The organism is Paraburkholderia sp. LEh10, assembly GCF_017814945.1.
GTDB lineage: Bacteria > Pseudomonadota > Gammaproteobacteria > Burkholderiales > Burkholderiaceae > Paraburkholderia.
Window position 1 is genome coordinate 139338 of record NZ_JAGIPX010000008.1, and the last position, 25156, is coordinate 164493.

A 25156-nucleotide genomic window follows, 5' to 3' on the forward strand; every position below is an offset into this window, starting at 1 on the left:
CCAACTCATGGGCGAAGAGGACACAGAGGCGAGAACGATCCATGCAAAAGCGCAATGGTGACATTTAATGTCGACGTTTTCGGCTTTGTTCTGCGACTCAAAGGCATGACTCAAAGGCATCGGTGTGCGTTCCGTCGCAGATCGGCGGTCATAACCGTCCATGCCTGCGGACGAATGACGGCGTGCACGAGTCAACTGCCTCTGTTCCATGCGGTCACCTGGAGCGGGCACCTACAGGAAGAACACACAGTAGTCGCGGCCGAATTCCCGTTACGACGGCGGACACGACGTTCAAACGTCTGTCCGACTGTGCGCCCAAACGTCCATACCTGGCCGATTTCCGCCCGATATGCGTGCACAATTCGCCATCGCCAGTTTTGTTACCGAACGCGAAAAGCGACGCTGGTCGGCCGAGGCCGTCATTTTTTATCGCTGACAGTCGACATCGCCATCGACCACTGCATCTTTAGTGCTGAACTCTATAATGACCGGGCGCATACGATCGTTGCGCGGCGGGCGACTGATTCGCTACGGAGGGCGCAATGCTCAAAGGCGGCTGCTTTTGCGGAAAGGTCCGTTATGAGATCTCGGGTACGCCCTTCGACTCCACCATCTGCCACTGCACGGACTGTCGCCGCGCATCGGCTTCGCCGTTCGTCGCCTGGTTCAGCGTCAGGCAATCCGGGTTTCGATTCGTCGATGGCGAACCAAGAAGCTTCGCAAGCAGCAAAGCAGTCTTGCGAGCGTTCTGCCCGGACTGCGGCACGCCTCTAACCTACCAACACGATGATTTCCCCGGCGAGATCGATATATCGACGTGCAGTCTCGACGTGCCTGAGCAGGTTCCTCCTGAACACCATACCTGGATGTCACAGAAATTGCCGTGGATTCATGTGTCCGACGCGCTGCCAAAGCACGCGGGCAGCTATTCCAAACCCTGAATTCGAATTCATACATCCTGCCTTTGATGCCGCCCCGCAATTGGCTCATGGATCAAACACGTGAGGCTCACAAGAAGACGCGGTTCGTGGCATCCCTTGCCCGCATCGAACCGTGGCGGTACTGCCCATCCGGCTTGCGTCATACGTTTCGTTTCATGAAGACGCCTGCGGGTGACGCTGCGCTTGATACACGCCGAGAGCATCTCGCGGGCTTGAGCGGCCAGCCGGGCCGGACTATGGAAAGAATGCCAAAGCGTGCCACAGGTCCCGTGCATGTCGTTTGATCGGCCTTCCGCGGCGCAAGGCCGCGCCCGGCGACATGATGCCCGGAACCCGCGTCAGGCAACGCGGGCGTTCTGCACGACGATCCACGCGGACCACGCAATCAACGCGACGCCGAGCGGCTTGCCGATCGCCCTCCCCCAGCGCATGTTCTTTTCGGCCGCCATGATCGCACCGAGCGCCAGCATCCAGCCGACGCTTCCTGAGCCGATCGCGAACATCAGCAACATCAGCGCCCAGCAGCAGCCGACGCAGAAGACGCCGTGACGCACGCCGAGCAGGAAGCTCTCGCGGCGCGGGCTTCGGCCGTGCCAATGCTCAGTGACGAACATGAGCGGCGAGCGACATTTGTCGAGACACCGGTGCTTGAGGCTGCTGAACTGATAGAGGCCCGCCAGCGCGACGGTCGCAGCGCCGATCAACCAGCCATCCGCGACCAGCGTCGGCGATTGCTCCGCGAGGCGATGGAGCGCTGCATCGAAAGCGTGCGCAACGAGGCCGAACGCTGACCACGCTGTCGCGTAACCGGCAATCAGCAACGCGATCAGGGCGCGCCGGCTTGCGCGCGAAAGCGTCATACGCCTGAAGGTATCGAAGAGCGGGAAGGCGGTCGGCAGCATCATCGCCGCGATCATCAGCAGCCATGCTACGCTGTGCAGTGACGCCGCGAGCGTGATGCCCGCGCCTGGCACCGCGCGGCACATCGCGGCGACGCCCGGCAGCTCGGTCCAGCTCACGTGATGCAGATAGCGCGCATACGGCCCCGCGTCCCACGACCAAAGCGCGATCCACGCGCTCGCCGTCAACGCGACAAAGAGCGACGTAAAAAGCCGTGAGCGAACGCGCATCTTCACGACGTGAAGCTAAACGATCCCTGAATGGCGTTGTGCCCCGTCAAGTTGAGATCGAGATCGAGCGCTTCGTGCCGCAGGCGAAACGAATTCGCCCGGCCGACGAAGGCGGGCGATCCGGGTATTGTCGAGAAGATGCTTTCAACGAGTTTCGTCGGCTCGCCGGTTGGACCGCGATATGGCTCCAATTCGGCCTCGATGGTTTCCCCGACCTTCATCCTGCCCTTGCCGTCGACAACCGTGTATTCGATCGACGCGCGTTCTATCGAGATCAGTTCGCCAATCAACTTGACGATATCCGCGAGCGGTCCGCCGCGTTCGCCGCGGTGCACGCTCACCAGCGCGTCGAATTGCGCATCGCTCGCGCGCGCGTCGACGAACATCGCGACGCGCCACCCGCCTTTCAGCACGTTGCCGGGAATGAATGCCGCGAATGCGACCGTCACCCCCGACACATCGACGCCGTCGATCGTGCCTTGCTCATAGTGGTAAGCGATCGCGCTGCGGCAAATGCCGTTATCGGGATCTTCGCCAATCCAGCACGGACACAGCACCTTGCATTCGCAGACCTCGAGGATGCTGCCCATCAGTTGATAGCTCATTTGCGCCTCGTCTGCGGGTGGAATCCAGCCGAAAAAACATCGCCGACCATCCTTTGTTGTAGACGTTAAGCGGGCGAGAATCAAAGGTACGGGCGCTGCAGATGATTGAAGCAGCTTATACAACAGGCAGCGTCTTCGTCAGGGTTGCGAAGGACAAGCAAGCACGGCGATTCGCTGCGTGCTCTCGCGTCTTTATTTTGCGCACCACCAGAGGAAAGCGAGGTCTGGAAGACCATTTCAAGGCAATCGGTCCGGGCCGGTCGCTGCGGGCCGGATGCGCGGCTTGGGTTTGCCCACTGCAAGTGCCAAGCGGGGAGTTCGTACACAGGGGCAGTAACGAGCGTATGTCCGCCCCTTCCCGCGCTCCGGCTTACCCCGCCGCCGACGAACCCCTGCCGCTTTCGTACACTTGCCCGGGCTTACGGGCCAACACGCACCCGCTCCGAACTCGCGCGAATCATTCGATGTATATCGTATGCCTTCGATTTACAGCGATAATTTTTGCCGCCTTACTCCCACTCAATCGTCGCAGGCGGCTTGCCCGAGATGTCGTACACCACACGATTGATACCGCGCACTTCGTTGATGATCCGGTTCGACACATGCCCCAGCAGATCGTGCGGCAGGTGCGCCCAATGCGCGGTCATGAAGTCGAGCGTCTGCACCGCGCGCAGCGCGACCACGTACTCATACGTGCGGCCATCGCCCATCACGCCCACGCTCTTCACCGGCAGGAACACCGCGAACGCCTGACTCGTGAGGTCGTACCACGACTTGTCCGTATCCTTGTCGATGAACGTGCGCAGCGTCTCGATGAAGATCGCGTCCGCGCGACGCAGCAGGTCCGCGTACTCGCGCTTCACTTCGCCGAGAATCCGCACGCCGAGGCCGGGGCCGGGGAACGGATGGCGATACACCATCGAAGGCGGCAGGCCCAGCTTCACGCCCAGTTCGCGCACTTCATCCTTGAAGAGTTCGCGCAGCGGCTCGAGCAGCTTCAGGTTCAGCGTTTCCGGCAGCCCGCCGACGTTGTGGTGGCTCTTGATCGTGTGCGCAGCCTTTTTGCCCTTACCCGCCGACTCGATCACGTCCGGATAGATCGTGCCCTGCGCGAGCCATTTCGCGTCCGTCAGCTTGCCGGCTTCCGCCTGGAACACTTCGACGAACTCCGCGCCGATGATCTTGCGCTTCGCTTCCGGATCGGTCACGCCTTTGAGCTTCGACATGAACGCTTCGCTTGCGTCGACATGGATCACCTTCACGCCGAGGTTGTCCGCGAACATCGACATCACCTGCTCGGCCTCGTTCAGGCGCAGCAGGCCGTGATCGACGAACACACAGGTCAGCTGATCGCCGATCGCGCGATGCAACAGCGCCGCCGCCACCGACGAATCCACGCCGCCCGACAGGCCCAGAATCACGTGCTCGTCGCCGACCTGCTTACGGATGTTCTCGACGGCTTCGTCGATGTAGTTGCCCATTTCCCAATCGGGCTTCGCGCCGCAGATCTTCAGCACGAAGCGTTCGAGCATCGCGCGGCCCTGCACCGTATGCGTGACTTCCGGGTGCCATTGCAGGCCATAGAAATGGCGCGCTTCATCGGCCATCGCGGCGATCGGACACGATTCCGTCGATGCCATCAGCTGGAAGCCCGCGGGCATCTCCAGCACCTTGTCGCCGTGGCTCATCCACACCTTCAGCATGCCGTGGCCTTCGGGCGTCGCGAAGTCCTGAATGCCGTCGAGGAAGCTCGTGTGATTGCGCGCGCGCACTTCCGCGTAGCCGAATTCGCGCAGATGGCCGGTATCGACCTTGCCGCCGAGCTGCTCGGCCATCGTCTGCATGCCGTAGCAGATGCCGAGCACAGGCACGCCCGCTTCGAACACCGCTTGCGGCGCGCGCGGCGTGTCGCTCTCCGTCACCGAATTCGGGCCGCCGGACAGAATGATGCCCTTCGGTTTGAATTCGCGGATGAACTCGTCGCTGACGTCGTGCGGATGAATTTCCGACAGCACGTGCGCTTCACGGATGCGGCGTGCGATCAGTTGGGTGACTTGCGAACCGAAGTCGAGAATCAGGATCTTGTCATGCATGGCAGCGGACGGAATCTAAAAAGAACGGATAGGGAAAGCCGCGCGAGTCGCACTGCGACAAGGCGGCGTTGTATTCAAAACGGACCGGCTCGAACGGCCTGAACGCCATCGACCACATGGGTTGCGCATCGCAGCGAGCCGTCGTCGGAAAAGCCGATAAAAGAACTGCGCGCAGACGGATTCCAGTTGTTTCGGCAGTGAGCTTGACGTGACGCGTGTCAGCCATGAAACGGCGGCCGGGGCGTGCCGGACTTCGCTTGCGCGGCACGCGCATCGGCTTCGTCGCGGGCGGCTGCCGCGCGCTCGCGCGCAGCGGCATCGTCGTGCGCTTGCGCCGCGCGTTCATGGGCCAGCGCGTCTTCGCTCGCGGCAGCCGCCGCCTCCGGCATCATGGAGCGCGGCGCAGCCGCTGTCAGACCCGGCTCGACGGGGCGCACCGTGGTCGCCGCATTCACGGAACGCGCTGCGCCTGGCGCCGGCTCGACATGCGCTCCGCTCGCGGGATATACGACACCCGGGCGGGCCGCCTCGCGCTCGCGCCCGGCCTTGCGCGCGTCGTTTTCGGCGTCGCGGGACGCCGCACGGCCGGCGCGCTGCGCGAGGGCGGCAGCCGCCAGCCGATCGCGCCGGCGCACGGCGCTGGCCAGCCTCACGCCGCCGAGGCCGATCACGAACAGCACGACGCCCGTCAGCGCCGCCGCCAGCTGGCCCAAACCCGTCATTGGCGGCGTATGCAGCCCGACCAGCCAGACCAGCATCAGCGCGCCCGTCAGCCAGTTCACATGGCCGACGACCTTCGCCACCGTTGCCGTCATCGCGCCGTCGATCGACGCATGCAACGCGAGCCATGCGAGCCCGATTAGCGCAACCCCCGCGCCCTGCCCGACCAGCACAGGGTCCGTCTGCACCAGCTGCAGCGCGTCGTACAACGATTTCCATGGCGTGAGCAAGAACAGCAGCCCGAACGCCAGCAGCAACAACGCATCGATGATCAGTACGGCACGCAGCAGCGGCTTCATCGGCGATCAGTCCACGTGGTAGTTGGGCGCTTCCTTCGTGATCTGCACGTCATGCACGTGCGATTCGCGCATCCCCGCCGCCGTGATCTCGACGAACTCGGCCTTCTCGTGCAGTTCGTCGATCGTGCGGCAGCCGCAATAGCCCATCGACGCGCGCACGCCGCCGATCAGCTGGAACAGGATCGCGCCGACGGAGCCCTTGTAGGCAACGCGGCCTTCGATGCCTTCCGGCACCAGCTTGTCGATGTTCGCGGAGTTGTCCTGGAAGTAGCGGTCGGCCGCGCCGTCCTTCATCGCGCCAACGGAGCCCATGCCGCGATACGACTTGTACTGGCGGCCCTGATACAGGAACACGTCGCCCGGCGACTCTTCCGTGCCGGCGAACATGCTGCCCATCATCACGGCATTCGCGCCCGCCGCCAGCGCCTTGCTGACGTCTCCGGAGAAGCGCACGCCGCCGTCCGCGATCACAGGGACACCCGAGCCCTTGAGCGCCGCCGACACGTTCGCGATCGCCGAGATCTGCGGCACGCCGACACCCGCGACGATACGCGTCGTGCAGATCGAGCCCGGGCCGATGCCGACCTTCACGCCGTCCGCGCCGTACTCGACGAGCGCCTTGGCCGCGTCAGCCGTCGCGATGTTGCCGCCGATCACCTCGACGTGCGGGAAGTTCTTCTTGACCCACTGGACACGTTCCAGCACGCCCTTGCTATGGCCGTGCGCGGTATCGACGACGACCACGTCCACGCCCGCCTGCACCAGCAGCGACACGCGCTCTTCGTTGTCCGGGCCGACGCCGACAGCGGCGCCTGCGCGCAGCTTGCCGTGCTCGTCCTTACAGGCGTCCGGGTGCTCCGTCTGCTTCGTGATGTCCTTTACGGTCATCAGGCCGCGCAGTTCGAACGCGTCGTTGACGACCAGCACGCGCTCCAGACGGTGGCTGTGCATCAGCGCCTTCGCTTCGGCGAGCGGCGTGCCTTCCTTGACCGTCACGAGGCGCTCGCGCGGCGTCATGATCGTGCGCACGGGCTCTTCCAGACGGGTTTCGAAGCGCAGGTCGCGGTTCGTCACGATGCCGATCAGCTGCGAGCCTTCGACGACGGGGAAACCCGAAATGCCATGCTGGCGCGACAGCGCGATCACGTCGCACACTTTCATTTGCGGCGGGACGGTGATCGGATCACGCACGACGCCCGATTCGAAACGCTTGACCTTCGCGACTTCGCGAGCCTGTTCGGCCGGCGACAGATTCTTGTGGATGATGCCGACGCCGCCCATCTGCGCCATCGCAATCGCGAGGCGGGCTTCCGTAACGGTGTCCATCGCGGCGGACACGAGCGGCATATTGAGGGAAATGTTGCGGGTCAGCCGGGTTTTGAGGCTGGTGTCGCGCGGCAGAACGTCGGAGAAGGCCGGGACGAGGAGCACGTCATCGAACGTGAGTGCTTTTTGGATCAGACGCATGGCAAATCCTATAGGCGCAAAAGCGAATTATACGCGATACCTCCCCGGTTTTCACTGCGCGAACAGTCAGTTAGCGAATTTGTTCACAGTTTTTTCGAGTCGAACGAACGTCAGATTTCGCTTCTGCGTTCGGCTCTCGTTCGAACGCGTTTCGTTTGCTCGTTCGAGCGCACCCGCTTTCGTCAGCATAGGCGAATCCATGGAAAGTGCAGAATCGAACAAGACGTGGACGCGTCCGACCGGCTATGCTTCGCGCACTTTCAGGTTTTCGATTTGGGGCAGGCAATGCAGCGCGGCGTGGTGTATGGGATGTTGGCGGGAGCGTTATGGGGCATGGTGTTTCTGGTGCCGCGCCTGTTGCCCGATTTTTCGCCCGTGCTGCTGAGCGCGGGCCGCTATGTGATGTACGGCGTGGTCTCGCTCGTCGCCGCGCTGCCGTCGGCGCGCTCGCTGCTGCGCCGGCTCACCCGCGAAGACCTGAACGCGCTCGTCAGGCTCGCGCTCGCGGGCAATCTGCTCTATTACCTGCTGCTGACGGGCGCCATTCACCTCATCGGCATCGCGCCATCTTCGCTGATCGTCGGCGTGCTGCCCGTCACGGTGACGCTGCTTGGACGGCGCGATCACGGCGCGGTCCCGCTCGCGCGGCTCGTGTGGCCGCTCGCGCTCGTCGTCGCCGGCATTGCGTGCATCAACGTCGACGTGTTCAGTTCCGCGGGCGCCACGCCTGGCACGATCGCGACGAAGCTCGTCGGCCTCGCCTGCGCCGTCGGCGCGCTCGCGTGCTGGACGTGGTTCGCCGTCGAAAATGCCCGCTATCTGCAGCGCCACACGCATTTCAGCGGCAACGAATGGTCGGTGCTGTGGGGCGTCGTGACAGGGCTGCTCGGCGCGCTCCTGTGGCTCGTCGTGGCGGTGCTGCCGTCGGGCGCGGTCGATACGTCGCACGTCGCTGCCCGCTGGCATCTGTTCTGGCTGCTGAACCTGGTACTCGCGATCGGCGCGTCGTGGCTCGGCAACGGCTTGTGGAACGCGGCGTCCAAGCGTCTGCCGCTCACGTTGTCGGGCCAGCTGATCGTCTTCGAGACGCTGTTCGCGCTCCTCTACGCATTCATCTACGACCACCGGATGCCTCGTCCGCTTGAACTGTCCGCGATCGTGCTGCTCGTCGCGGGCGTCAGCTGGTCGGTGCGCCAGCACGCCGGCGACGACTCCGACCGCTCCACGCTCGAAGAAAAGGCTCAGGCGGCCGTGCACTGAGCGCCGCGCGGCCTGCCCCGCGTCAGATGCAAACAAAAACGGCGCGCCGTTCGACACAGTGCGCCGTTTGCATCTGGATGGCAGCGTTGAGGGCTGCGCGACGGCTGGAATCGGCCAGGCGGAAATCGCGGAATTCAGCGGAGAATCCGCTGGGAATCTGCGGGAATTGCCTCCGGGAATCGCCTGCGGGAATCGCCTCCGGGAATCGCCTCCGGGAATCTCGTCGGGAATCTCAGTGGGAATCGTCTGCGGGAATCTCGTCGGGATCTCAGCGGGAATCTTTAGGCAGCCACTTGCGCCCCTCCACGGATCCTTCCTGGCGCGACTTCTCGACGCGCCGTTGCCGCGCCACTTTCGGATCGACGATCAGCGGCCGGTAGATCTCGACACGGTCGCGATCCGCGAGCGCGGCGTCGAGCGGCCTGATCTTGCCGAACACGCCGACCCTTTGCTTGCCCAGATCGATTTCCGGATGACGCGTGAGAATCCCGCTCGCGTCGATGGCCTGCTGAACCGTCGAGCCTTGTGGCAACTGGAGTTCGATCAGCGTCTGCGCGTGCGGCAGCGCATAGCAGACTTCGATGGTCAGTATTGCGCTCATGCCTTGCCATAGCGCTGATCAGCGCGCTTTACGAACGATTCGACGAAAGTATTCGCGATGTGGTTGAACACCGGCCCGATGATTTTCTCCAGCAGGATGCTCGCAAATTCGTAGTGCAGCGCGAATTCGATCTTGCACGCATCCGCGCGCAGCGGCGTGAAGCGCCAGTAGCCCGTGAACTTGCGAAACGGACCGTCGGCGAATTCCATGTCGATTCGCGTCGGCCGCTCCTGGGTGTTGTGCGTCGCGAAGTGCTGCTTGATGCCCTTGAAGTTGATGTCGATCTTCGCCTCCATCAGGTTTTCTTCCTGGCGGCGGATCTCGACGCCGCCACACCACGGAAGGAAATTGGGGTAGTCGGCGACATCGGTGACGAGGTCGAACATCTGTTCCGCCGAGTGGCGTATCAACACGGTTTTCTGGACATCTGCCATAAATTGAACAGCGCGTGGCAACGGTGAGTAGAAAATAGCTGGCGCGTGACGACTGAATGACACCGCGGCGGGTTTTCGACGCCCCGCTTTGCTAAAATCGTGATTTTAAACGAGTTGGCCAGTTTCCATTCATGAGCATCATCGACAACAGAAAAGCGTTCTTCGATTATTCGATCGAAGAGCGTTACGAGGCGGGGCTCGTGCTGGAGGGCTGGGAAGTCAAGGCGCTGCGCGCCGGGCGCGGGCAGATCAAGGAAGGCTACGTCGTCATCAGGAACGCCGAGCTGTTTCTGATCGGCACGCATATCAGCCCGCTGCCCGAAGCATCGACGCACATCAAGCCGGACCCCGTCCGCACGCGCAAGCTGCTGCTGCACGCGGAAGAGATCAGCAAGCTGATCGGCAAGGTCGAGCAGCGTGGCTACACGCTCGTGCCGCTGAACTTTCATTACAAGAACGGCCGCGTGAAATGCGAAATCGGCCTTGCGAAGGGCAAGAAGCTGCACGACAAACGCGAGACCGAGAAGAAGCGCGACTGGGAACGGGAGAAGGCGCGGCTGATGCGCACGCCCGTCTGATCCTGCCGCCGCGCCGCGCAACGGGTTGGTTTTATGGCGGCGCTTCGTGCATATGTCCTCGCGTCGCTACCCGGTCGTTTTGCCGTCGCGCAGGCATCCAGCGGCGTGCGTGGCGGCGCAAGCGTTACCCCGCTTGCGGTGCCGCTTTCGCGGATGCCCGCGACGGGCAAAACCGATAACTATTTCACCGCCGCCACGATAAGACGCTCCGGCGCGAGCACTCCCTCCGTCACTCTTGCGACGCCCAGCAATTTGTCCTCGCACGAATAAACCCGCGCGCGCTCCGCCTGCCGCAATTCATTGTCGACAGCGAGATCGGCGAGCCGCAAACGCTGGCCGTGCAGAAAACGGCGCGTCGCTTCGACGTCGAGCTGCACGCGAGGAAACGTCGACAGCAGCGCGTCGACGGGCTGAAGCCATGCATCGCGCTCGCTTTCCGTGGCGTCGGACAATGCGTCGAGCGTCACCGAATGCGCCAGCGTCAACGTGCCGACGCCCGTGCGCCGCAGCATCACCAGATGCGCGCCGCAGCCAAGCGCTTCGCCGATATCCTCGGCCAGCGTGCGGACATACGTGCCCTTGCTGCACGTCACGCGAAACGTCACGTCGGGCAACGCACACGCGATGAGTTCCAGCGTGTGAATCGTCACCTGGCGCCCTTCGCGCTCGACGGTCTGCCCCGCGCGCGCGTACTCGTATAAGGGCTTGCCGTCGCGCTTGAGCGCCGAGTACATCGGCGGAACCTGGACGATGTCGCCGCGGAACGTCGCAAGCGCCTGTTCGACGGCGGCCTGATCGCACGTGAGCTCGCGCGTCCCGATTGCTTCGCCCTCCGCGTCGCCCGTCGTGGTGCGAACGCCGAGACGCATCGTCGCTTCGTACGTTTTGTCCGCGTCCAGAAGATCTTGCGAAAACTTCGTCGCCTCGCCGAAACACAGGGGCAGCAGGCCCGACGCGAGCGGGTCGAGCGTGCCTGTGTGTCCCGCCTTCTTCGCGAGATACAGGCGCTTCGCGCGAATCAGCGCGTCGTTGCTCGACAGGCCGACGGGCTTGTCCAGCAGCAACACGCCATCTAGCGCGCGGCGCGGCACCTTGGGACGTTGATTCTGAGTCATATGTGCGCGTGCCTCGACCTGCGTTCAGTCGTCTTTCGCGCGCGTCGCATTCGCCTCGTCGATCAGGCGCGACATTTCAACCGCGCGCTCGATCGTCTTGTCGTAATGGAAATGCAGCGTCGGCACCGTATGGATATGCAGACGCTTGAAGAGCTGATTGTGCAGATGGCCCGCCGCGTGATTGAGCGCGTCCTGCGTCTGATGCGGATCGCCTGTCAGCGTCGTGAAGTAGACTTTCGCGTGCGCGTAATCAGGCGTCAATTCGACGCTTTGAATCGTGACGATGCCGATGCGCGGGTCTTTGACCTCGCGCAGCAGTTCGGACAGGTCGCGCTGAATCTGATCAGCGATCTGCACATTCCGATTGGGAGACGTACGTTTTTTAGGCATGGTGAATCCGTGTTCCGGGCTGCCGGACGAGCAAAGTGTTCGCGCGTTCGGCGGCAGCGAGCCACGCAGTCCCACGCAAACACGACAAAACAGTCGATACAAAAACAAAGGGGCGGGAATGGGCTTCAGCGCCCGCCCCGCCCCTCATGCGCACGACGCCTGAATTACAGCGTACGCGCGACTTCCGTGACTTCGAAGACTTCGAACTGGTCGCCTTCCTGGATGTCGTTGAAATTCTTCACCGACATACCGCACTCGAAACCCTGACGCACTTCCTTGACATCGTCCTTGAAGCGCTTGAGCGAATCGAGCTCGCCCGTGTGGATGACGACGTTGTTGCGCAGCACGCGCACCGACGACGTACGCTTGACCACACCGTCCGTGACCATACAGCCCGCCACCGTGCCGACCTTCGGCACCTTGAAGACCTGACGGACTTCGACCATGCCGGTGATGACTTCGCGCTTCTCCGGTGCCAGCATGCCCGACATCGCCGCCTTCACCTCATCCACTGCGTCATAGATGATGTTGTAGTAACGGATGTCGATGCCGTTGGCTTCCGCCAGCTTGCGCGCCTGCGCGTCCGCACGGGTGTTGAAGCCGATGATGACCGCCTTCGACGCCGTCGCCAGGTTGACGTCCGACTCGCTGATGCCGCCGACAGCGCTGTGCACGATCTGCACGCGCACTTCGTCCGTCGACAGCTTGAGCAACGCCTGCACCAGCGCTTCCTGCGAACCCTGCACGTCGGCCTTGACGATGAGCGGCAGGTGCTGCACTTCGCCTTCGCCCATCTGCTCGAGCATGTTTTCGAGCTTCGCGGCCTGCTGCTTCGCGAGCTTCACGTCGCGGAACTTGCCCTGACGGAACAGGGCGATTTCGCGAGCCTTGCGGTCGTCCGGCATGACGATGACTTCTTCGCCCGCCGCCGGCACTTCCGACAGACCCTGGATTTCGACCGGGATCGACGGACCCGCCGACTTGGTCGGCTTGCTTGTTTCGTCGAGCATTGCACGCACGCGGCCATAGGCGCTGCCTGCCAGCACGACGTCGCCGCGATTGAGCGTACCAGACTGGACGAGAATCGTCGCAACAGGACCCTTACCCTTGTCGAGCTTCGCTTCGATCACGAGGCCCTTCGCCGGCGCCTCGACAGGCGCCTTCAGCTCCAGCACTTCGGCCTGCAACAGCACGTTTTCGAGCAGATCGTCGATGCCCGCGCCCGTCTTCGCCGACACGGGGACGAACGGCGAATCGCCGCCGTACTCTTCCGGCACCACGCCTTCCGCGACGAGTTCCTGCTTCACGCGTTCCGGATTCGCTTCCGGCTTGTCGATCTTGTTGATCGCGACGACGAGCGGCACGCCGCCCGCCTTCGCGTGCGAGATCGCTTCCTTCGTCTGCGGCATCACGCCGTCATCCGCTGCGACCACCAGAATCACGATGTCGGTTGCCTTCGCACCGCGCGCACGCATTGCCGTGAACGCTTCGTGACCCGGCGTATCGAGGAACGTGATGACGCCGCGCGGCGTTTCGACGTGATATGCGCCGATGTGCTGCGTAATGCCGCCCGCTTCGCCCGCCGCAACCTTTGCGCGACGGATGTAGTCCAGCAGCGAGGTCTTGCCGTGGTCGACGTGACCCATGACGGTAACGACGGGCGGACGCGGCAGTTGTTCCGCATCCGTGACCTCGCCTTCGACCAGCATCGCTTCCGGATCGTCCAGCTTCGCCGCGACGGCATGGTGGCCCAGTTCCTCGACGACGATCATCGCCGTTTCCTGGTCCAGCATCTGGTTGATCGTGACCATCTGGCCGAGCTTCATCATCACCTTGATGACTTCCGAAGCCTTCACCGACATCTTGTGTGCGAGATCGGCAACCGTGATCGTTTCCGGAACGTGCACTTCACGCACGATCGGCTCAGTGGGCGCCTGGAACGACGTGGCTTCCTGATGCTTGCCGCGGCTCTTCGGACCGCCGCGCCAGCCGCGATCGATACCGCCGCTCGTGTCGCCGCGCGTCTTGATGCCACGGCGCTTCGCAGCGTCGTCCTGCCAGTTGCCGCCCTTGCCGCCCGCCTTCTTCTTGTCCCCGCCAGGACCTGCCGGCTGCGCTGCCGCTGCCGGCTGCGCCGCTGCTGCGGGCGCTGGCTTCTTTGCTGCAGCGGGACGCGCCGCCGTCTCGCCAGCGGGGCGCGCCGGCTTGTGCAGCGTGCCCTTTGCTTCGGCGGGCTTGGCCGGCTCGACGGGCTTCGGCGCCGGCTCCGGCGCCTTCACCTGTGCCTTGCGCGGTGTGTTCATCATTTCGCGGATCGCGCGTGCTTCGGCTTCAGCCGCTGCACGGCGCTTCGCAATTTCTTCCTGTTCGAGGCGTGTCTTCTCGGCCTGCTCGCGCGCTGCGTCTTCGGCCTTCTTCGCCGCTTCGCGCTGCGCCGCACGTTCCGCCGCCGCGCGGTCTTCGTCCTGCGACGCGCGCTCCTGCTCGGCCTGCTCGCGAGCTGCCGCTTCCGCCATCGCCGCTGCGCGCTTCTTCGCCGCTTCTTCCTCGGCACGGCGACGCTCCGCCTCGGCCGCCTGTTCGCGTGCCTGACGGTCGGCCTCTTCGCGCGCGAGACGCTCCTGGCGCTCCTTCAGTTCCAGAGCCTGCTTCTCGAGCAGTTCTGCCTCGTGACGCGCTTCTTCCTCGCGACGCTGCAGTTCCAGATCTTCCGCTTCCTGACCATTGCCCGATACTTCCGCTGGCTGCTCCGCTGCTTCATCGCGGCGGACGAACGTGCGCTTCTTGCGCACTTCGACCTGAATGGTGCGAGCTTTACCCGTCGCGTCGGACTGTTTGATTTCCGACGTATGCCGTCGCGTGAGCGTGATCTTGCGCTTGTCAGCATCGTTCGAGCCGTGCGACCTGCGCAAGTGGTCGAGCAGGCGCGCCTTGTCCGTCTCGGACAAGGCATCGTCTTCACTCGCTTTCTGGACGCCCGCCGCCTGCAGCTGCTCGAGCAGCACGCCTGCAGGCATTTTCAGTTCCGCGGCAAATTGGGCTACGTTGTTACTCGCCATTCATTCCTCTTAGTGCAAGGACCAATTCCTTGCGGTTAGCATCGGGTCATGCAGCCTTGCGGCCGCCATCAGGTCAGTGGTTCATGGTCGTGGATCTCATTGAAACCAGTGTTCACGGGCCTTCATAATCAACGCCTTCGCGGCGTCCTCATTCACGCCGGTCATTTCGACCAGCTCGTCGACAGCCAGCTCCGCCAGCTCGTCGCGCGTCTGGATCTGATGTTCAGCCAGCTTCGCGAGCAGATCGGCGTCCATACCGTCGAGGCTCTTCAGATCGAGCGCAACGCCTTCGACCTTCTCCTCGTTCGCAATCGCCATCGTCAGCAGTGCGTCACGAGCGCGATTGCGCAGTTCGTGAACCGTGTCTTCGTCGAATGCTTCGATTTCGAGCATCTCGTTGAGCGGCACGTACGCGATCTCTTCGAGACTCGTAAAACCTTCGTCGATCAGGATGTCGGCAACTTCCTCGTCGACATCGAGACGCGCCATGAACAGGTCACGCAGAACGCCGCGCTCCTGATTCTGCTTTTGTGCAGACTCGTCCGGCGTCATGATGTTGATCTGCCAGCCGGTCAGTTCGCTGGCAAGACGCACGTTCTGGCCGCTGCGGCCGATAGCGACGGCCAGTTCGCTTTCGTCGACGACGACGTCCATCGAATGCTTTTCTTCATCGACGACGATCGACTGGACAGCTGCCGGCGCGAGCGCGCCGATCACAAACTGGGCGGGATCTTCCGACCATAGCACGATGTCGACGTTTTCGCCACCGAGCTCGTTGCGCACGGCCTGCACACGCGAGCCGCGAATGCCGACGCAGGTGCCGATGGGGTCGATGCGCTTGTCGTAAGCGACGACGCCGATCTTCGCGCGCACGCCGGGGTCCCGCGCCGCCGCCTTGATTTCCAGCAGGCCTTGCTCGATTTCCGGCACTTCCATTTCGAAGAGCTTCATCAGGAACTCGGGCGCCGTGCGCGACAACTCGATCTGCGGACCGCGCGCGGTGCGGTCGACCTTCGCGATGTACGCGCGCACACGGTCGCCGACGCGCAGGTTTTCTTTCGGAATCAGCTGGTCGCGGCGCAGCAGCGCTTCCACACGGCCCGATTCGACGATGAAGTTGCCCTTGTCGAGACGCTTGACGGTACCCGTCATGATGCTTTCGCCACGCTCCAGGAAGTCGCTCAGGATCTGCTCGCGCTCCGCGTCGCGCACCTTCTGCAGGATCACCTGCTTGGCGGCCTGCGCGCCGATACGGCCGAACTCGATCGACGGAACGGGCTCTTCCAGGTAGTCGTCGATTTGCGCGTCGGGCTTCTGCTCGCGCGCTTCGAACAGCAGGATTTCCTGATCCGGCTCCTGCAGGCCCGCTTCGTCGGGCACGACTTTCCAGCGGCGGAAGGTTTCGTGCTCGCCGCTTTCACGGTCGATATGAACGCGGATGTCCGCGTCTTCGTCGAAGAGTTTCTTGGATGCAGAGGCGAGCGCTGCCTCGAGCGCGGCAAAAACCACGTCCTTGTCGACATTCTTCTCGCGTGCCAGCGCATCCACCAGCATCAACACTTCGCGACTCATTGTTTGCGGCTCCTAAAGTCAACTTTCGGAACGAGGCGTGCCTTGTCGATATCCGCAAGCGTGAAATCCAGCATCGCGGCGCCTTCCTTCCCTTCAAATTCCAAACCGATCGTTTCGCCTTCGGGCGCATGCAGGATGCCCCGGTACGATTTCCGTCCGTCCAATGGCTTTTTCAATGTGATCACCGCCTCGCTGCCCGCGAAACGTTCGAAGTCCGCCAGTTTTTTCAGCGGACGGTCGAGACCCGGCGACGATACTTCCAGCCGCTCGTAATCGATGTTTTCCACCGTCAGGACGTGCTGGAGCTGACGAGTCACCTTTTCGCAGTCTTCAATCGCGATGCCGGCGGGCTGGTCGATATACACGCACAGCATGCCGCGCCCGGTGCGCTCGAGATCGACGAGCTCGTAGCCGAGGCCCACGACCGTGGTTTCAATCAGTTCCGTCAGTTGCACAATGCCCTCTAAGATGTTCGCGCTGCAAGCCAATGCGATACACCCGCGGGCTGCGCGCCAAGCCGGCGCACGTTCGTGCTACCCGAGATGCCGATCCACCTGAGAACTGAGCGGCAAAAAAAAATGGGCGAAACGCCCATCATCTTATTGCCGGTGGTCGCACCTGAGCCGCACATGAAACCGCACGCCCAGTGACTTCGTGATTGTAGCCTTTTTTCACGCCAAACGCAAACGGCCGACCACCGCTCTACGTGGGTTTGCGGCCGATTTCACCGCAATCGGGCCTTGAAAATAGGCATTTTCTTGTAGGTGGCGCAGCTTTGCGCGCGCGCCGCGCCAGATGCAATCGGCGGCGAACGGTGCCCGCCGATCAGGCGCGATTGCCGTCGCAGCACGCTCACTGCGCGTCGCGACAAACGGCCTTCGACTGTTTGTGCGGCAAGCCGTCAGCGGCCACGCGAGCGGTTGCGTTGCGCGCCGCCGCCACTGCCCCGATTGCCGCCTGCGTTCGGATTCCCGCCTGCGCGGTTGCCGTTGCCGGAACGGTTGCCATTCGGCGCGCGATTGCTGCCGCCGCGCTTCGCATTCCCGCCCGCCGCCGCGCGGTTGCCCGACGGCGCGCGATTGCCGTCGACGTCGCGGCTCCGGCCGCGGCCTTCACGGTTACCGCCCGTATTGCCCAGACCGCCGCCGAGGTGGGAGGTGAGCCCGCCGAACGCGCCCGCCGGCTTGCCGCGCCGGCCCTGACCGCCGCCGCCGCGCGACTGCTGGTCGAAGCGGCCATGCGACATCAGCACCGGCTCACGGTTGATGAAGCCCATCGATGTCTGCATCGGATCCGGCTGGCGGCGCTCCGGCTCGTTGCGGCGGCCGCCCTTCTCTTCGGTTGGCGCCTTCAGACCGACGGACGCCATCAGGCTGCGCACCTGATTGTCCTCGAGTTCTTCCCAGCGGCCGCGCTTCAAACCGCGCGGCAACATGATCGGGCCGTGACGCGTGCGGATCAGGCGGCTCACCATCAGGCCGACCGCCTCGAACATCCGGCGCACTTCGCGGTTGCGCCCTTCGGCGAGCGCGACGTGATACCAGTGGTTCGTGCCTTCGCCGCCGCCATCGCGAATGCGCAGGAAATTCGCCGGACCGTCGTCCAGCTCGACGCCGTGCAACAGCTTTTGCCGGTTGCCTTCCGTCAACTCGCCGACCACGCGCACCGCATATTCACGCTCGACGCTATAGCGCGGATGCATGAAACGGTTGGCCAGATCGCCCGACGTGGTCAGCATCAGCAGACCTTCCGTATTGAAGTCGAGACGCCCGACCGCGAGCCACTTCGCCGTTTTCATCGGCGGCAGCTTGTCGAAGACTGACGGACGGCCTTCCGGATCGGCGTGGCTGACGATCTCGCCCGTCGGCTTGTGATACAGCAGCACACGCGGCGGCTTGTTCTGCAGCTTGCGCTTGACGGGTTTGCCGTTGATGCGCACGAGGTCGGTCGGCATGATGCGCTGGCCGATGTGCGCAGGCTCGCCGTTCACCGACACGCGGCCAGCGACGATCAGTTCTTCCATCTCGCGGCGCGAGCCCATGCCGGCCTCGGCGAGAACCTTGTGCAGCTTCGGCGCGTCTTCGTCAGGAGAGAGCACGCGCTTGGGCGCCGCTGCGCGGCCGCGGCGTAGCATCGGTGCGCGCACGCCGCCCGTCGCGGAATTGTCGGCGTCGAAGGCGGGCGACGTCACGTAGGCGAACAGGTCGTCCTGCTTGTCGCCTTCGGCTGCCGCTGGAGATGCCGCGTCGCCGCCACCACCGCCCGCGCCGCCACGGCTCTTGCGTTGACCGCCTTGCTGGCCACCCTGCTTGCCCGCAGCGCGACGCCCACCCTGGCCGCCTTGGCCCTTCGCTCCCGGCTCCTTGCGCGGCATACGCACCTGCGCGACGACTTCGCCGTCGGGTGGCGCTTCCGTCACGACGGGGGCTGGCTGAGCGGCTGCGTCAGCCGTCTTCGCCTTCGTCCCGGCCCGGCGGCGCGCGATCAGGCTGCGCGGGCCGCGGCGCAAACCGCGGCGCGGACGCTCTTCGCCTTCGGCGTCCGGCGCTTGCGCAGGCCGCTCGTTGCCGCCCGCCGACGCTTGCGCGGTGCGCGGTTCGTCGGGGCGCGCAGCGGCAACGGCGCGCTCGGATTCGGACGAATCGGTGTCGTGGATGTCTGTCAAAACAACCTCAAAATGTCAGGTCGCGCGCCCGTTGCGGGCGCGTCAAAAAGTACGGTTACGTCAGGCGCTGCGCGACTCGGCTTCGTCGTCGGTGAATTCGCCTGCGTCCTGGGCGGTGCCGCGGCGATCGTGCCGATCGTCATGCACCGCCTGGCTCTCGTCGGGTCCGGCCGGGTTGGCGTGCTTCGCGTGCCCGGTCTCGTCATGCGCTTCGCGCCTGTCTTCGTGTTCGCCTTCCGGCTGCGCGGCGGACCCGGCTTCGTGAGCCGCACCCGCTTCGAGCGCTAACGCCGCGACAGCGTGCGATTCCGTCTGCCCTGCGATATTCACATGCTCGACGCTTTCAGGATCTTGCGCAAACGTGTGCACTTCGCCTTGCGTCGTTGGCGCTTCGGCAACAGGCGCCCGTTCATCATGCTCGCCACCGCGCTCTACGTGGGCGTCCGTTTCGCCGCCAGTCTCGCGCGCTTGTGCGCCAGCCGGCTCGATATCCACCCGCTCCACGGCTTCCGATACAGCATGAGCCATGCCATCGTCCGCGTGCAGTGCATCGTCGCCCGTTCCCGCCGTCTCGCCGTCCGCGAATTCGATCGCATGCTGCGCGAGCAGATCCATATTCGCCTGCGCCGATGGATCGTCGAGCGGCGGCAGTTCTTCGAGCGACTTCAGGCCGAGGTCGTCGAGGAACGAGCGCGTCGTCGCATACAGCGCGGGACGGCCCGGCACGTCGCGATGGCCGATCACTTCGATCCAGCCGCGGTCTTCGAGCTGCTTGACGACCTGCGTGTTCACGGTCACGCCGCGAATCTCTTCGATGTCGCCGCGCGTGACGGGTTGCCGATACGCGATGATCGCGAGCGTCTCGAGCACCGCGCGCGAGTACTTCGGCGGCTTCTCAGGATGCAGGCGGTCGAGGTACGTCCGCATTGCCGGCTTGCTCTGAAAGCGCCAGCCGGATGCCAGGCCGACGAGTTCGACGCCACGCCCGGACCAATCCTGCTTCAGGTCTTCGAGCAACGTGCGAACCGTATCCGCCGACACGCCGTCAGCAAACAGCTTACGCAAATCACCGATCTTTAACGGCTCCTGCGCGCAGATCAAGGCAGTCTCGAGGACGATCTTCGCCTCTTGGGTATTCATGCAGCTAGGTCAGACCCTGTGGTCAAAGAACCGGATCAAACAGACGATGTGGAACTGAAGACGCGCTCGCCCGATTCTGATCGGTCATATTGATGGGAGCACGCACCGGGGGGAGGCGAAAAAGGCATCGAGCCATACCCAGCCGGACGACGGAGCAGCGAAATTCCGCGAGGGAACCGCGTGACTGGCTGCCATCTTACGCAAAAACAATCGGTGCGTAAAGACGAAATCCGAACTGCACCTTAAACGGGATTCGTCCTTTGCGTAACGTTTCGGTTTCGGCGCGCCATGGCAATGCGGCGCCGTGCCGTTCGCCGGGCCTAGCGCGTGTGATGGCGGGCGAGATAGTCCGTGAGCCGCTCGACGCCCGCATCGAGTCGCGCCGTGTCGCACGCATAGCACCAGCGCACGAAGCCCTCACCCTCCGGCCCGAACGCGCTGCCGGGCGCAAGGCCGAGCCCCGCCTCGCGCACGAGCGCCTTGCACAGGTCGAGACTGCGCAACGCGCCCGGCACCGAGAAGAACACGTACATCGCACCGGGCGGCGCTTTCACGTCGACGCCGGGCAGCGCCGCCAGCGCCTGCACAAGATGATCGCGCGACGCCCGCAGGTCGGCGACGAGGTCTCGCGTGAACTGCGCGCCGTGCTCGATCGCCGCGATGCCCGCCTGCTGCACGAATGCCGGCGAGCATGAGGTGTTGTATTCGACGAGCTTGCCGAGGTCGTCCATCAGCGATGCCGGCGCGATCATCCAGCCGAGCCGCCAGCCCGTCATCAGCCACGCCTTCGAAAACGAGTTCACGCAGATCACGTGTTCGTCGCGCGCGGCGAGATCGAGGAACGACGGCGCGCCTTGCATGCCGCCATGCATGCCGCCTTGTCCCGCTTCGTTTGGGTAGTAGAGGCGCTCGTAGACTTCGTCGGCGACGATCCAGATGCCGTGGCGGCGGCAATGCTCAAGCACGGCGCGTTGCTCGTCGCGGCTCATTACCCAGCCGGTCGGATTGTTCGGCGAGTTCAGCATCAGCAGCTTCGTGTCGGGCGTGAGCGCGCCGAGCAGCCGTTGCAGATCGAGCTGCCAGCCGTTTGCGCCGTAGGCCAGCGACATCGTTTCGACGTGCGCGCCGAGAATCTTCGGAATCTCGACGAGATTCGGCCACAGCGGCGTGACGGCGACCACGCGGTCGCCCGCGCCAACGACGAGCTGCGCCGCGAGCATCAGCGCATTGACGCCTGCGCTCGTCACGGCCACATGGTCGACGGAGGTCGGTCCATGGAGCGCGCTCACATAGCGGGCGAGCGTCTCGCGCAACGGCGCGATCCCAAGGTTGTGCGTATAGAACGTCGCGCCCGAAGCGAGCGCCGCGCTCGCCGCATCGCGGATGAACGGCGGCGTCACGCGGTCGGATTCGCCGAACCAGAACGGCAGCACGTCCGGCACGCCGAAACCGGCGTTCGCCACTTCGCGGATCTGCGACGGACGCAGCAGGCGCACGGCATCACGCGCGTTGGGCACCGTGGCGGGCGCCGGCGCTGCGGGCGTCAACGCAGCAGAGAGCACATCAGGCATCGGAGACGGGGGCAGGTCCGTTTCGCGCATCGAGGGTCCCGGTGGGTCTGTCGAAAGATGCGAGTGTAACGTGTCGCGAAACGCGCGCGGCGCGAATCGGACTACGGTGCAAGCCGCGCTGCCTCGGGACGCGGCCGATCGTCAGCGCAGATCCTCGGTCCTGCCCGGCACCTGATGGATCAGATTCCATACGGCATCGGCGGCTGGCGACAGCGAGCGGTCGCGCCGCCGCACGAGCTCGACGGTGCGCTCGGCGCGCGGCACGAGCGAACGCGCGACCAGCGACGACCCCGCCGGCAGCGGCAATGCGAGCCACGGCAGCACGCTCACGCCGACGCCCGCCTGCACGAGTCCGAACACCGTCGACGGATGGCCGAGCTCCTGCACGACAGTGGGGCTTACGCCTTGAGTTTCGAGTGCGGCGTCGATGATCGGGCGGCTGCCCGACGCATAGTCGAGCATCACGAGCCGCTCGCCGTCCAGCTCGCGCCACGCGACCTCGCGCCTTGCGGCGAGGGGATGATCGTCGCGACAGACGACGCAGAACGAGTCCGTCATCAGCGGCTCGGTCAGCAGGTCGTCAGCGGACATCGGGCCGATGACCACGCCGAAATCGACCTCGCCCGACTTGACCTTGCGCACCACGTCGCTCTGCACGTCATCACGCAGGCCGAGCGTGATGTACGGAAACTGCTTGCCGCACGCCGCGATGATCTGCGGCATCAGGCGGCACGCGATCGTCGGGCTTGCGGCCACCACCACGCGCCCGCGCCGCTGCTCGCCGATTTCGCGGATTTCGCGCAGCGCGTCGTCCAGATCGGCGAGCAACCGCGACACGCTCGCGACGAGGTTGCCGCCGACGTCGGTGAGCTGCACTTCGCGCGTCGTCCGGTCGATCAGCTTCAGGCCGATTTCCGCCTCGAGCTCGCGCACGCACCGGCTCACGGCGGACTGTGTGAGGCCGATCTCGCTGCCCGCGCGGCTGAAACTCTGCAGCCGCGCGACTTCGATGAACACGCGCAATTGGCGCAACGTCACATTCATCCATTTGCCTCATGAATATCGCCCTTTGATTCCGATTTTATGGCCTGAGACCTATTTGCGCATCGTTCCCGCGGTCTCGCTGAAGTGCGGTCGAAAGGCGCAAACGCACGCGGGACGGGCCTGATTGCACAAGATTGGTGATTGTCCCGATTTGCCTGATAGGTTTTTTGGATTCTCATACGGGCCAGGCTAACGCCCGTAACGGCTTGATGCGGCGGGGCTTCGAGGCGCCTGAATCAAAGGTGGCACGCTTCGTGCGTCTCCCCTTGCACAAGAGTCGGCGCCGATTCGGACCTGCGAAAAAAGGTTCGCTAAGGCATAGCCGGCTCTCCGCCGGCGCCCGACGTGGATACGGGCGCATGAAGAGTGCGCAGCGCGGGGCAGCGCACCGGAGTTAGCTTCGCTGAGGTGAAACATGATGGTGTTCGACGATTTGAGAGATAACGAGTGGGCGCTGGTCGAGGCGTTGTTCTGTGCGGAGCCGGCACGGAGCGAACGCCGTGGTCGGCCACGCGTCGAAGCTCGCGCGGTAGTCAACGCCGTGTTGTGGGTTTTGTCGACGGGCGAGGGCTGGTCCAAGTTGCCGGGCCGTTATCCGTCGCCACCGACGTGCCGTCGTCGTTTCGACGAATGGCAGGCCGACGGCACGCTCGCTGAAATAGTCAAGCGGCTCGCGACGAGCGGCCGTGAAATCTCGTTGCGCGGACGCATCGGCGCGACGGCCGCCAAACCGCCGGCACCGCCGAGCCGCGACCGTCTGCGCGGCGCGTTCTGGACCAATCCGGAATCCTGGCGCGCGCCAGTCAAGATGGCTTGACGCTACGCAGTCCATGCCACCGGGCGCCTCGCGGCGCCCGGTGCGTTTTCGAGCCTGCCTGCCGGATTGCGCCTGAGCGCGGCCGCTTTCGTTTGCTCCCTTGCGTCCGATTTCGCGTCGTCCCTCGTCCCGTGCGGGGTGCGACGGGTTCGTTTCTGCGATCCGTTCATCGGTCGCGGCGGGCGTTGTTGCCGCTCCCTACGCTGTAACAGGCCGAAAAACCTGGGCGAATTCGCGTGTCGCGTTTTCGTGCCTTTTCGCCGGATCGCGGCATCGCTGGACCGGCCTGCCTATGCCGGCGTACAGACATGCCCCGCCCTCCCCATCAAGCAGTCCGCGCCCGTTTGGCCACCCGCCTCCCGTGACGGCGCGAAACATCCATTTACTTTTATTTACAGCACCCTTTCGCAGCGCGGCATACCGTACAGATATGCCAACAAGCCCGCCCCGACCGGCATGTCGGGAGTCGATCATGAGGCCAATGTCTCTGCGTATCTGCGGCATGGTCGTTTCGCTGCTTGCCGCGACGGTATACGCACAGCAACGTCCGCAGGGCTGGAACTGGCGGCCCGAGCAGCCGGCCACCATACAGGCCTGGCAGCAGGCCGAAGCGCGTAATCAGAACTTCACGCCGCCGACCCCGCGCGGCGATCTGCGCGGCGATATCGCCAGCAACGTCCGCGCACGCCCAGAAAGTCCGCGGGAAGACGCCGCGCAGCGGCGCGCGCCGGGCGCTCAGTGACAGGCGGATGACCGCGCCGCAGATGCGACGCGAATTGCACGTACATCAAGCGTGGCGCTGCACGCGGCGTGGCGGCGGGCAATGAACATACGCGATGTGGGGAACCACACCGCCGTATCGCAGTCTCATCAGTGCCATTAGCACAGCGTGGCAGAAGTAATTCCGGTATGCCCGTATCCTCGCGATACGGGCTTTTTTTCGTCCGCAATTTGCCCGGATGCCCGGCCGATGAGAGAAGCCGCGTGATCTTGCGCGGAATAAAGAAGTTGTAAAAACCCAGAAAACGCGGCGACACGGCCTCGACGCGCCTCGCATGACGCGTTTCCCGCGCGCAGCACTGTTCTGGTGAGCGCGCGTCCCGCCGACGGACCGTCGTCTAGACGGCCGCTGCCCTCTCTCCGGCGACCGCGCCGGCAAAAACGTAGTTGCGCATGCGCCGAGCATCCCAATCGAGCGAACGCTCGTCGCGCGCAAGCCGCGCAAATTCGGAGCGGCCACGTTCGGTCAGCACCGCGATGTCCACAGGAGCGTGGAAACCGGGCGCGGGAGCGACCGTCCGTTGACGAACGGTGTCCATCATGCCAAGCGAACGCAGATATTCAAAAACGCCTGGGCGCTTGGCCCACGGCACCTGACGGTATTGCGCCCGTCGCAGCGCCTCAAGTACTGCTTCGTTGGAATAAGTTGTCATCTCACTTCTTTCTTAAAGTGCAGCCATGACTTCTTTGTTCGCGACACAATGGCGTGTCGGTTGACACGCGCACCGCGGGTGGCCGGAGATTTCCCCCGTTTGTCCGCGATGACTGGCATTGGCCGCCGTTTATTTCGGCCCCCGTGTGAACGCTGTGCTAGCGTTCTGCTCCAACCGGCGGCGATGCGACCGTGACGGTGCGATGATCCGCCAGCTGGAATG

22 protein-coding genes and 1 pseudogene are annotated in these 25156 nt (G+C 64.1%); 5 read left to right on the plus strand and 18 right to left on the minus strand.

Features of this window, described 5'->3' with window-relative positions; genetic code table 11:
- Positions 1-542 precede the first annotated feature (542 nt).
- The gene (locus J8I87_RS09315; RefSeq protein ID WP_209931160.1) at positions 543-941 is read left to right on the plus strand and encodes a GFA family protein; all 399 of its coding nucleotides are present in this window, start codon (positions 543-545) and stop codon (positions 939-941) included.
- Positions 942-1279: 338 nt separating this feature from the next.
- Here J8I87_RS09315 and J8I87_RS09320 read toward each other — a convergent pair whose 3' ends face one another.
- From J8I87_RS09320 to guaB, 6 genes are all read right to left on the minus strand, one after another.
- The gene (locus J8I87_RS09320) at positions 1280-2071 is read right to left on the minus strand and encodes a DUF2182 domain-containing protein (protein ID WP_209931161.1); all 792 of its coding nucleotides are present in this window, start codon (positions 2069-2071) and stop codon (positions 1280-1282) included.
- 2 nt (positions 2072-2073) lie between these two features.
- A complete protein-coding gene (locus tag J8I87_RS09325; RefSeq protein WP_209931162.1) occupies positions 2074-2676 on the minus strand; it encodes a DUF1326 domain-containing protein in 603 nt (200 codons plus the stop codon).
- Between the two features lie 509 nt (positions 2677-3185).
- A complete protein-coding gene (gene guaA / locus J8I87_RS09330) occupies positions 3186-4769 on the minus strand; it encodes a glutamine-hydrolyzing GMP synthase (RefSeq protein WP_209931163.1) in 1584 nt (527 codons plus the stop codon).
- Positions 4762-4995 (minus strand): hypothetical protein, encoded by a 234-nt coding sequence (locus tag J8I87_RS09335; protein ID WP_209931164.1) that lies wholly within the window; start codon positions 4993-4995, stop codon positions 4762-4764. Before J8I87_RS09335 ends, guaA begins: the two co-directional genes overlap by 8 nt.
- Positions 4988-5788: a hypothetical protein gene (locus J8I87_RS09340; protein WP_209931165.1), complete on the minus strand. Its 801-nt coding sequence runs from the start codon at positions 5786-5788 to the stop codon at positions 4988-4990. Before J8I87_RS09340 ends, J8I87_RS09335 begins: the two co-directional genes overlap by 8 nt.
- 6 nt (positions 5789-5794) lie before the next feature.
- Positions 5795-7255, minus strand: a complete 1461-nt coding sequence (gene guaB, locus J8I87_RS09345; RefSeq protein ID WP_209931166.1) for an IMP dehydrogenase — start codon at positions 7253-7255, stop codon at positions 5795-5797.
- Positions 7256-7540: 285 nt separating this feature from the next.
- On the opposite strand from guaB, the gene J8I87_RS09350 reads away from it, so the two are divergent.
- The gene (locus J8I87_RS09350; protein WP_209931225.1) at positions 7541-8515 is read left to right on the plus strand and encodes a DMT family transporter; all 975 of its coding nucleotides are present in this window, start codon (positions 7541-7543) and stop codon (positions 8513-8515) included.
- Positions 8516-8783: 268 nt separating this feature from the next.
- On the opposite strand, the gene J8I87_RS09355 is transcribed toward J8I87_RS09350, so the two are convergent.
- Both J8I87_RS09355 and J8I87_RS09360 read right to left on the minus strand, forming a co-directional pair.
- The gene (locus tag J8I87_RS09355; RefSeq protein WP_209931167.1) at positions 8784-9116 is read right to left on the minus strand and encodes an RnfH family protein; all 333 of its coding nucleotides are present in this window, start codon (positions 9114-9116) and stop codon (positions 8784-8786) included.
- On the minus strand, positions 9113-9550 hold the full coding sequence (locus J8I87_RS09360) for a type II toxin-antitoxin system RatA family toxin (RefSeq protein ID WP_209931168.1): 438 nt from the start codon (positions 9548-9550) through the stop codon (positions 9113-9115). Before J8I87_RS09360 ends, J8I87_RS09355 begins: the two co-directional genes overlap by 4 nt.
- 131 nt (positions 9551-9681) lie before the next feature.
- Between J8I87_RS09360 and smpB the strand changes: the two genes are divergently transcribed.
- Positions 9682-10128 (plus strand): SsrA-binding protein SmpB, encoded by a 447-nt coding sequence (gene smpB / locus J8I87_RS09365; protein ID WP_209931169.1) that lies wholly within the window; start codon positions 9682-9684, stop codon positions 10126-10128.
- A 179-nt stretch (positions 10129-10307) separates the two neighbouring features.
- On the opposite strand, the gene truB is transcribed toward smpB, so the two are convergent.
- The 9 genes from truB to J8I87_RS09410 form a co-directional block, all read right to left on the minus strand.
- Positions 10308-11243 (minus strand): tRNA pseudouridine(55) synthase TruB, encoded by a 936-nt coding sequence (truB, locus tag J8I87_RS09370; protein WP_209931170.1) that lies wholly within the window; start codon positions 11241-11243, stop codon positions 10308-10310.
- A 24-nt stretch (positions 11244-11267) separates the two neighbouring features.
- Positions 11268-11633: a 30S ribosome-binding factor RbfA gene (gene rbfA / locus J8I87_RS09375; RefSeq protein WP_209931171.1), complete on the minus strand. Its 366-nt coding sequence runs from the start codon at positions 11631-11633 to the stop codon at positions 11268-11270.
- Positions 11634-11797: 164 nt separating this feature from the next.
- A complete protein-coding gene (infB, locus tag J8I87_RS09380; RefSeq protein ID WP_209931172.1) occupies positions 11798-14692 on the minus strand; it encodes a translation initiation factor IF-2 in 2895 nt (964 codons plus the stop codon).
- A gap of 96 nt (positions 14693-14788) precedes the next feature.
- Positions 14789-16264, minus strand: coding sequence for a transcription termination factor NusA (gene nusA / locus J8I87_RS09385; RefSeq protein WP_209931173.1), 1476 nt, complete (start codon positions 16262-16264; stop codon positions 14789-14791).
- Complete coding sequence (gene rimP, locus J8I87_RS09390) at positions 16261-16719, minus strand: ribosome maturation factor RimP (protein WP_054926524.1); 459 nt, start codon at positions 16717-16719, stop codon at positions 16261-16263. Before rimP ends, nusA begins: the two co-directional genes overlap by 4 nt.
- Before the next feature lie 446 nt (positions 16720-17165).
- Entirely contained in the window at positions 17166-18929 is a 1764-nt protein-coding gene (gene rluB, locus J8I87_RS09395) for a 23S rRNA pseudouridine(2605) synthase RluB (protein ID WP_209931174.1), read from the minus strand.
- A 60-nt stretch (positions 18930-18989) separates the two neighbouring features.
- Positions 18990-20069, minus strand: a complete 1080-nt coding sequence (scpB, locus tag J8I87_RS09400; protein ID WP_209931175.1) for an SMC-Scp complex subunit ScpB — start codon at positions 20067-20069, stop codon at positions 18990-18992.
- 320 nt (positions 20070-20389) lie between these two features.
- Complete coding sequence (locus tag J8I87_RS09405; protein WP_409518738.1) at positions 20390-21640, minus strand: pyridoxal phosphate-dependent aminotransferase; 1251 nt, start codon at positions 21638-21640, stop codon at positions 20390-20392.
- A 141-nt stretch (positions 21641-21781) separates the two neighbouring features.
- Positions 21782-22684, minus strand: a complete 903-nt coding sequence (locus tag J8I87_RS09410) for a LysR family transcriptional regulator (protein ID WP_209931177.1) — start codon at positions 22682-22684, stop codon at positions 21782-21784.
- 418 nt (positions 22685-23102) lie between these two features.
- On the opposite strand from J8I87_RS09410, the pseudogene J8I87_RS09415 reads away from it, so the two are divergent.
- Both J8I87_RS09415 and J8I87_RS09420 read left to right on the plus strand, forming a co-directional pair.
- Positions 23103-23498, plus strand: a pseudogene (locus J8I87_RS09415) (transposase); the annotation flags it as partial.
- A gap of 475 nt (positions 23499-23973) precedes the next feature.
- Positions 23974-24243, plus strand: a complete 270-nt coding sequence (locus J8I87_RS09420; RefSeq protein ID WP_209931179.1) for a hypothetical protein — start codon at positions 23974-23976, stop codon at positions 24241-24243.
- A gap of 376 nt (positions 24244-24619) precedes the next feature.
- Here the strand turns inward: J8I87_RS09420 and J8I87_RS09425 are convergent, their stop codons facing one another.
- The gene (locus tag J8I87_RS09425) at positions 24620-24934 is read right to left on the minus strand and encodes a hypothetical protein (RefSeq protein WP_209931180.1); all 315 of its coding nucleotides are present in this window, start codon (positions 24932-24934) and stop codon (positions 24620-24622) included.
- Positions 24935-25156 lie beyond the last annotated feature (222 nt).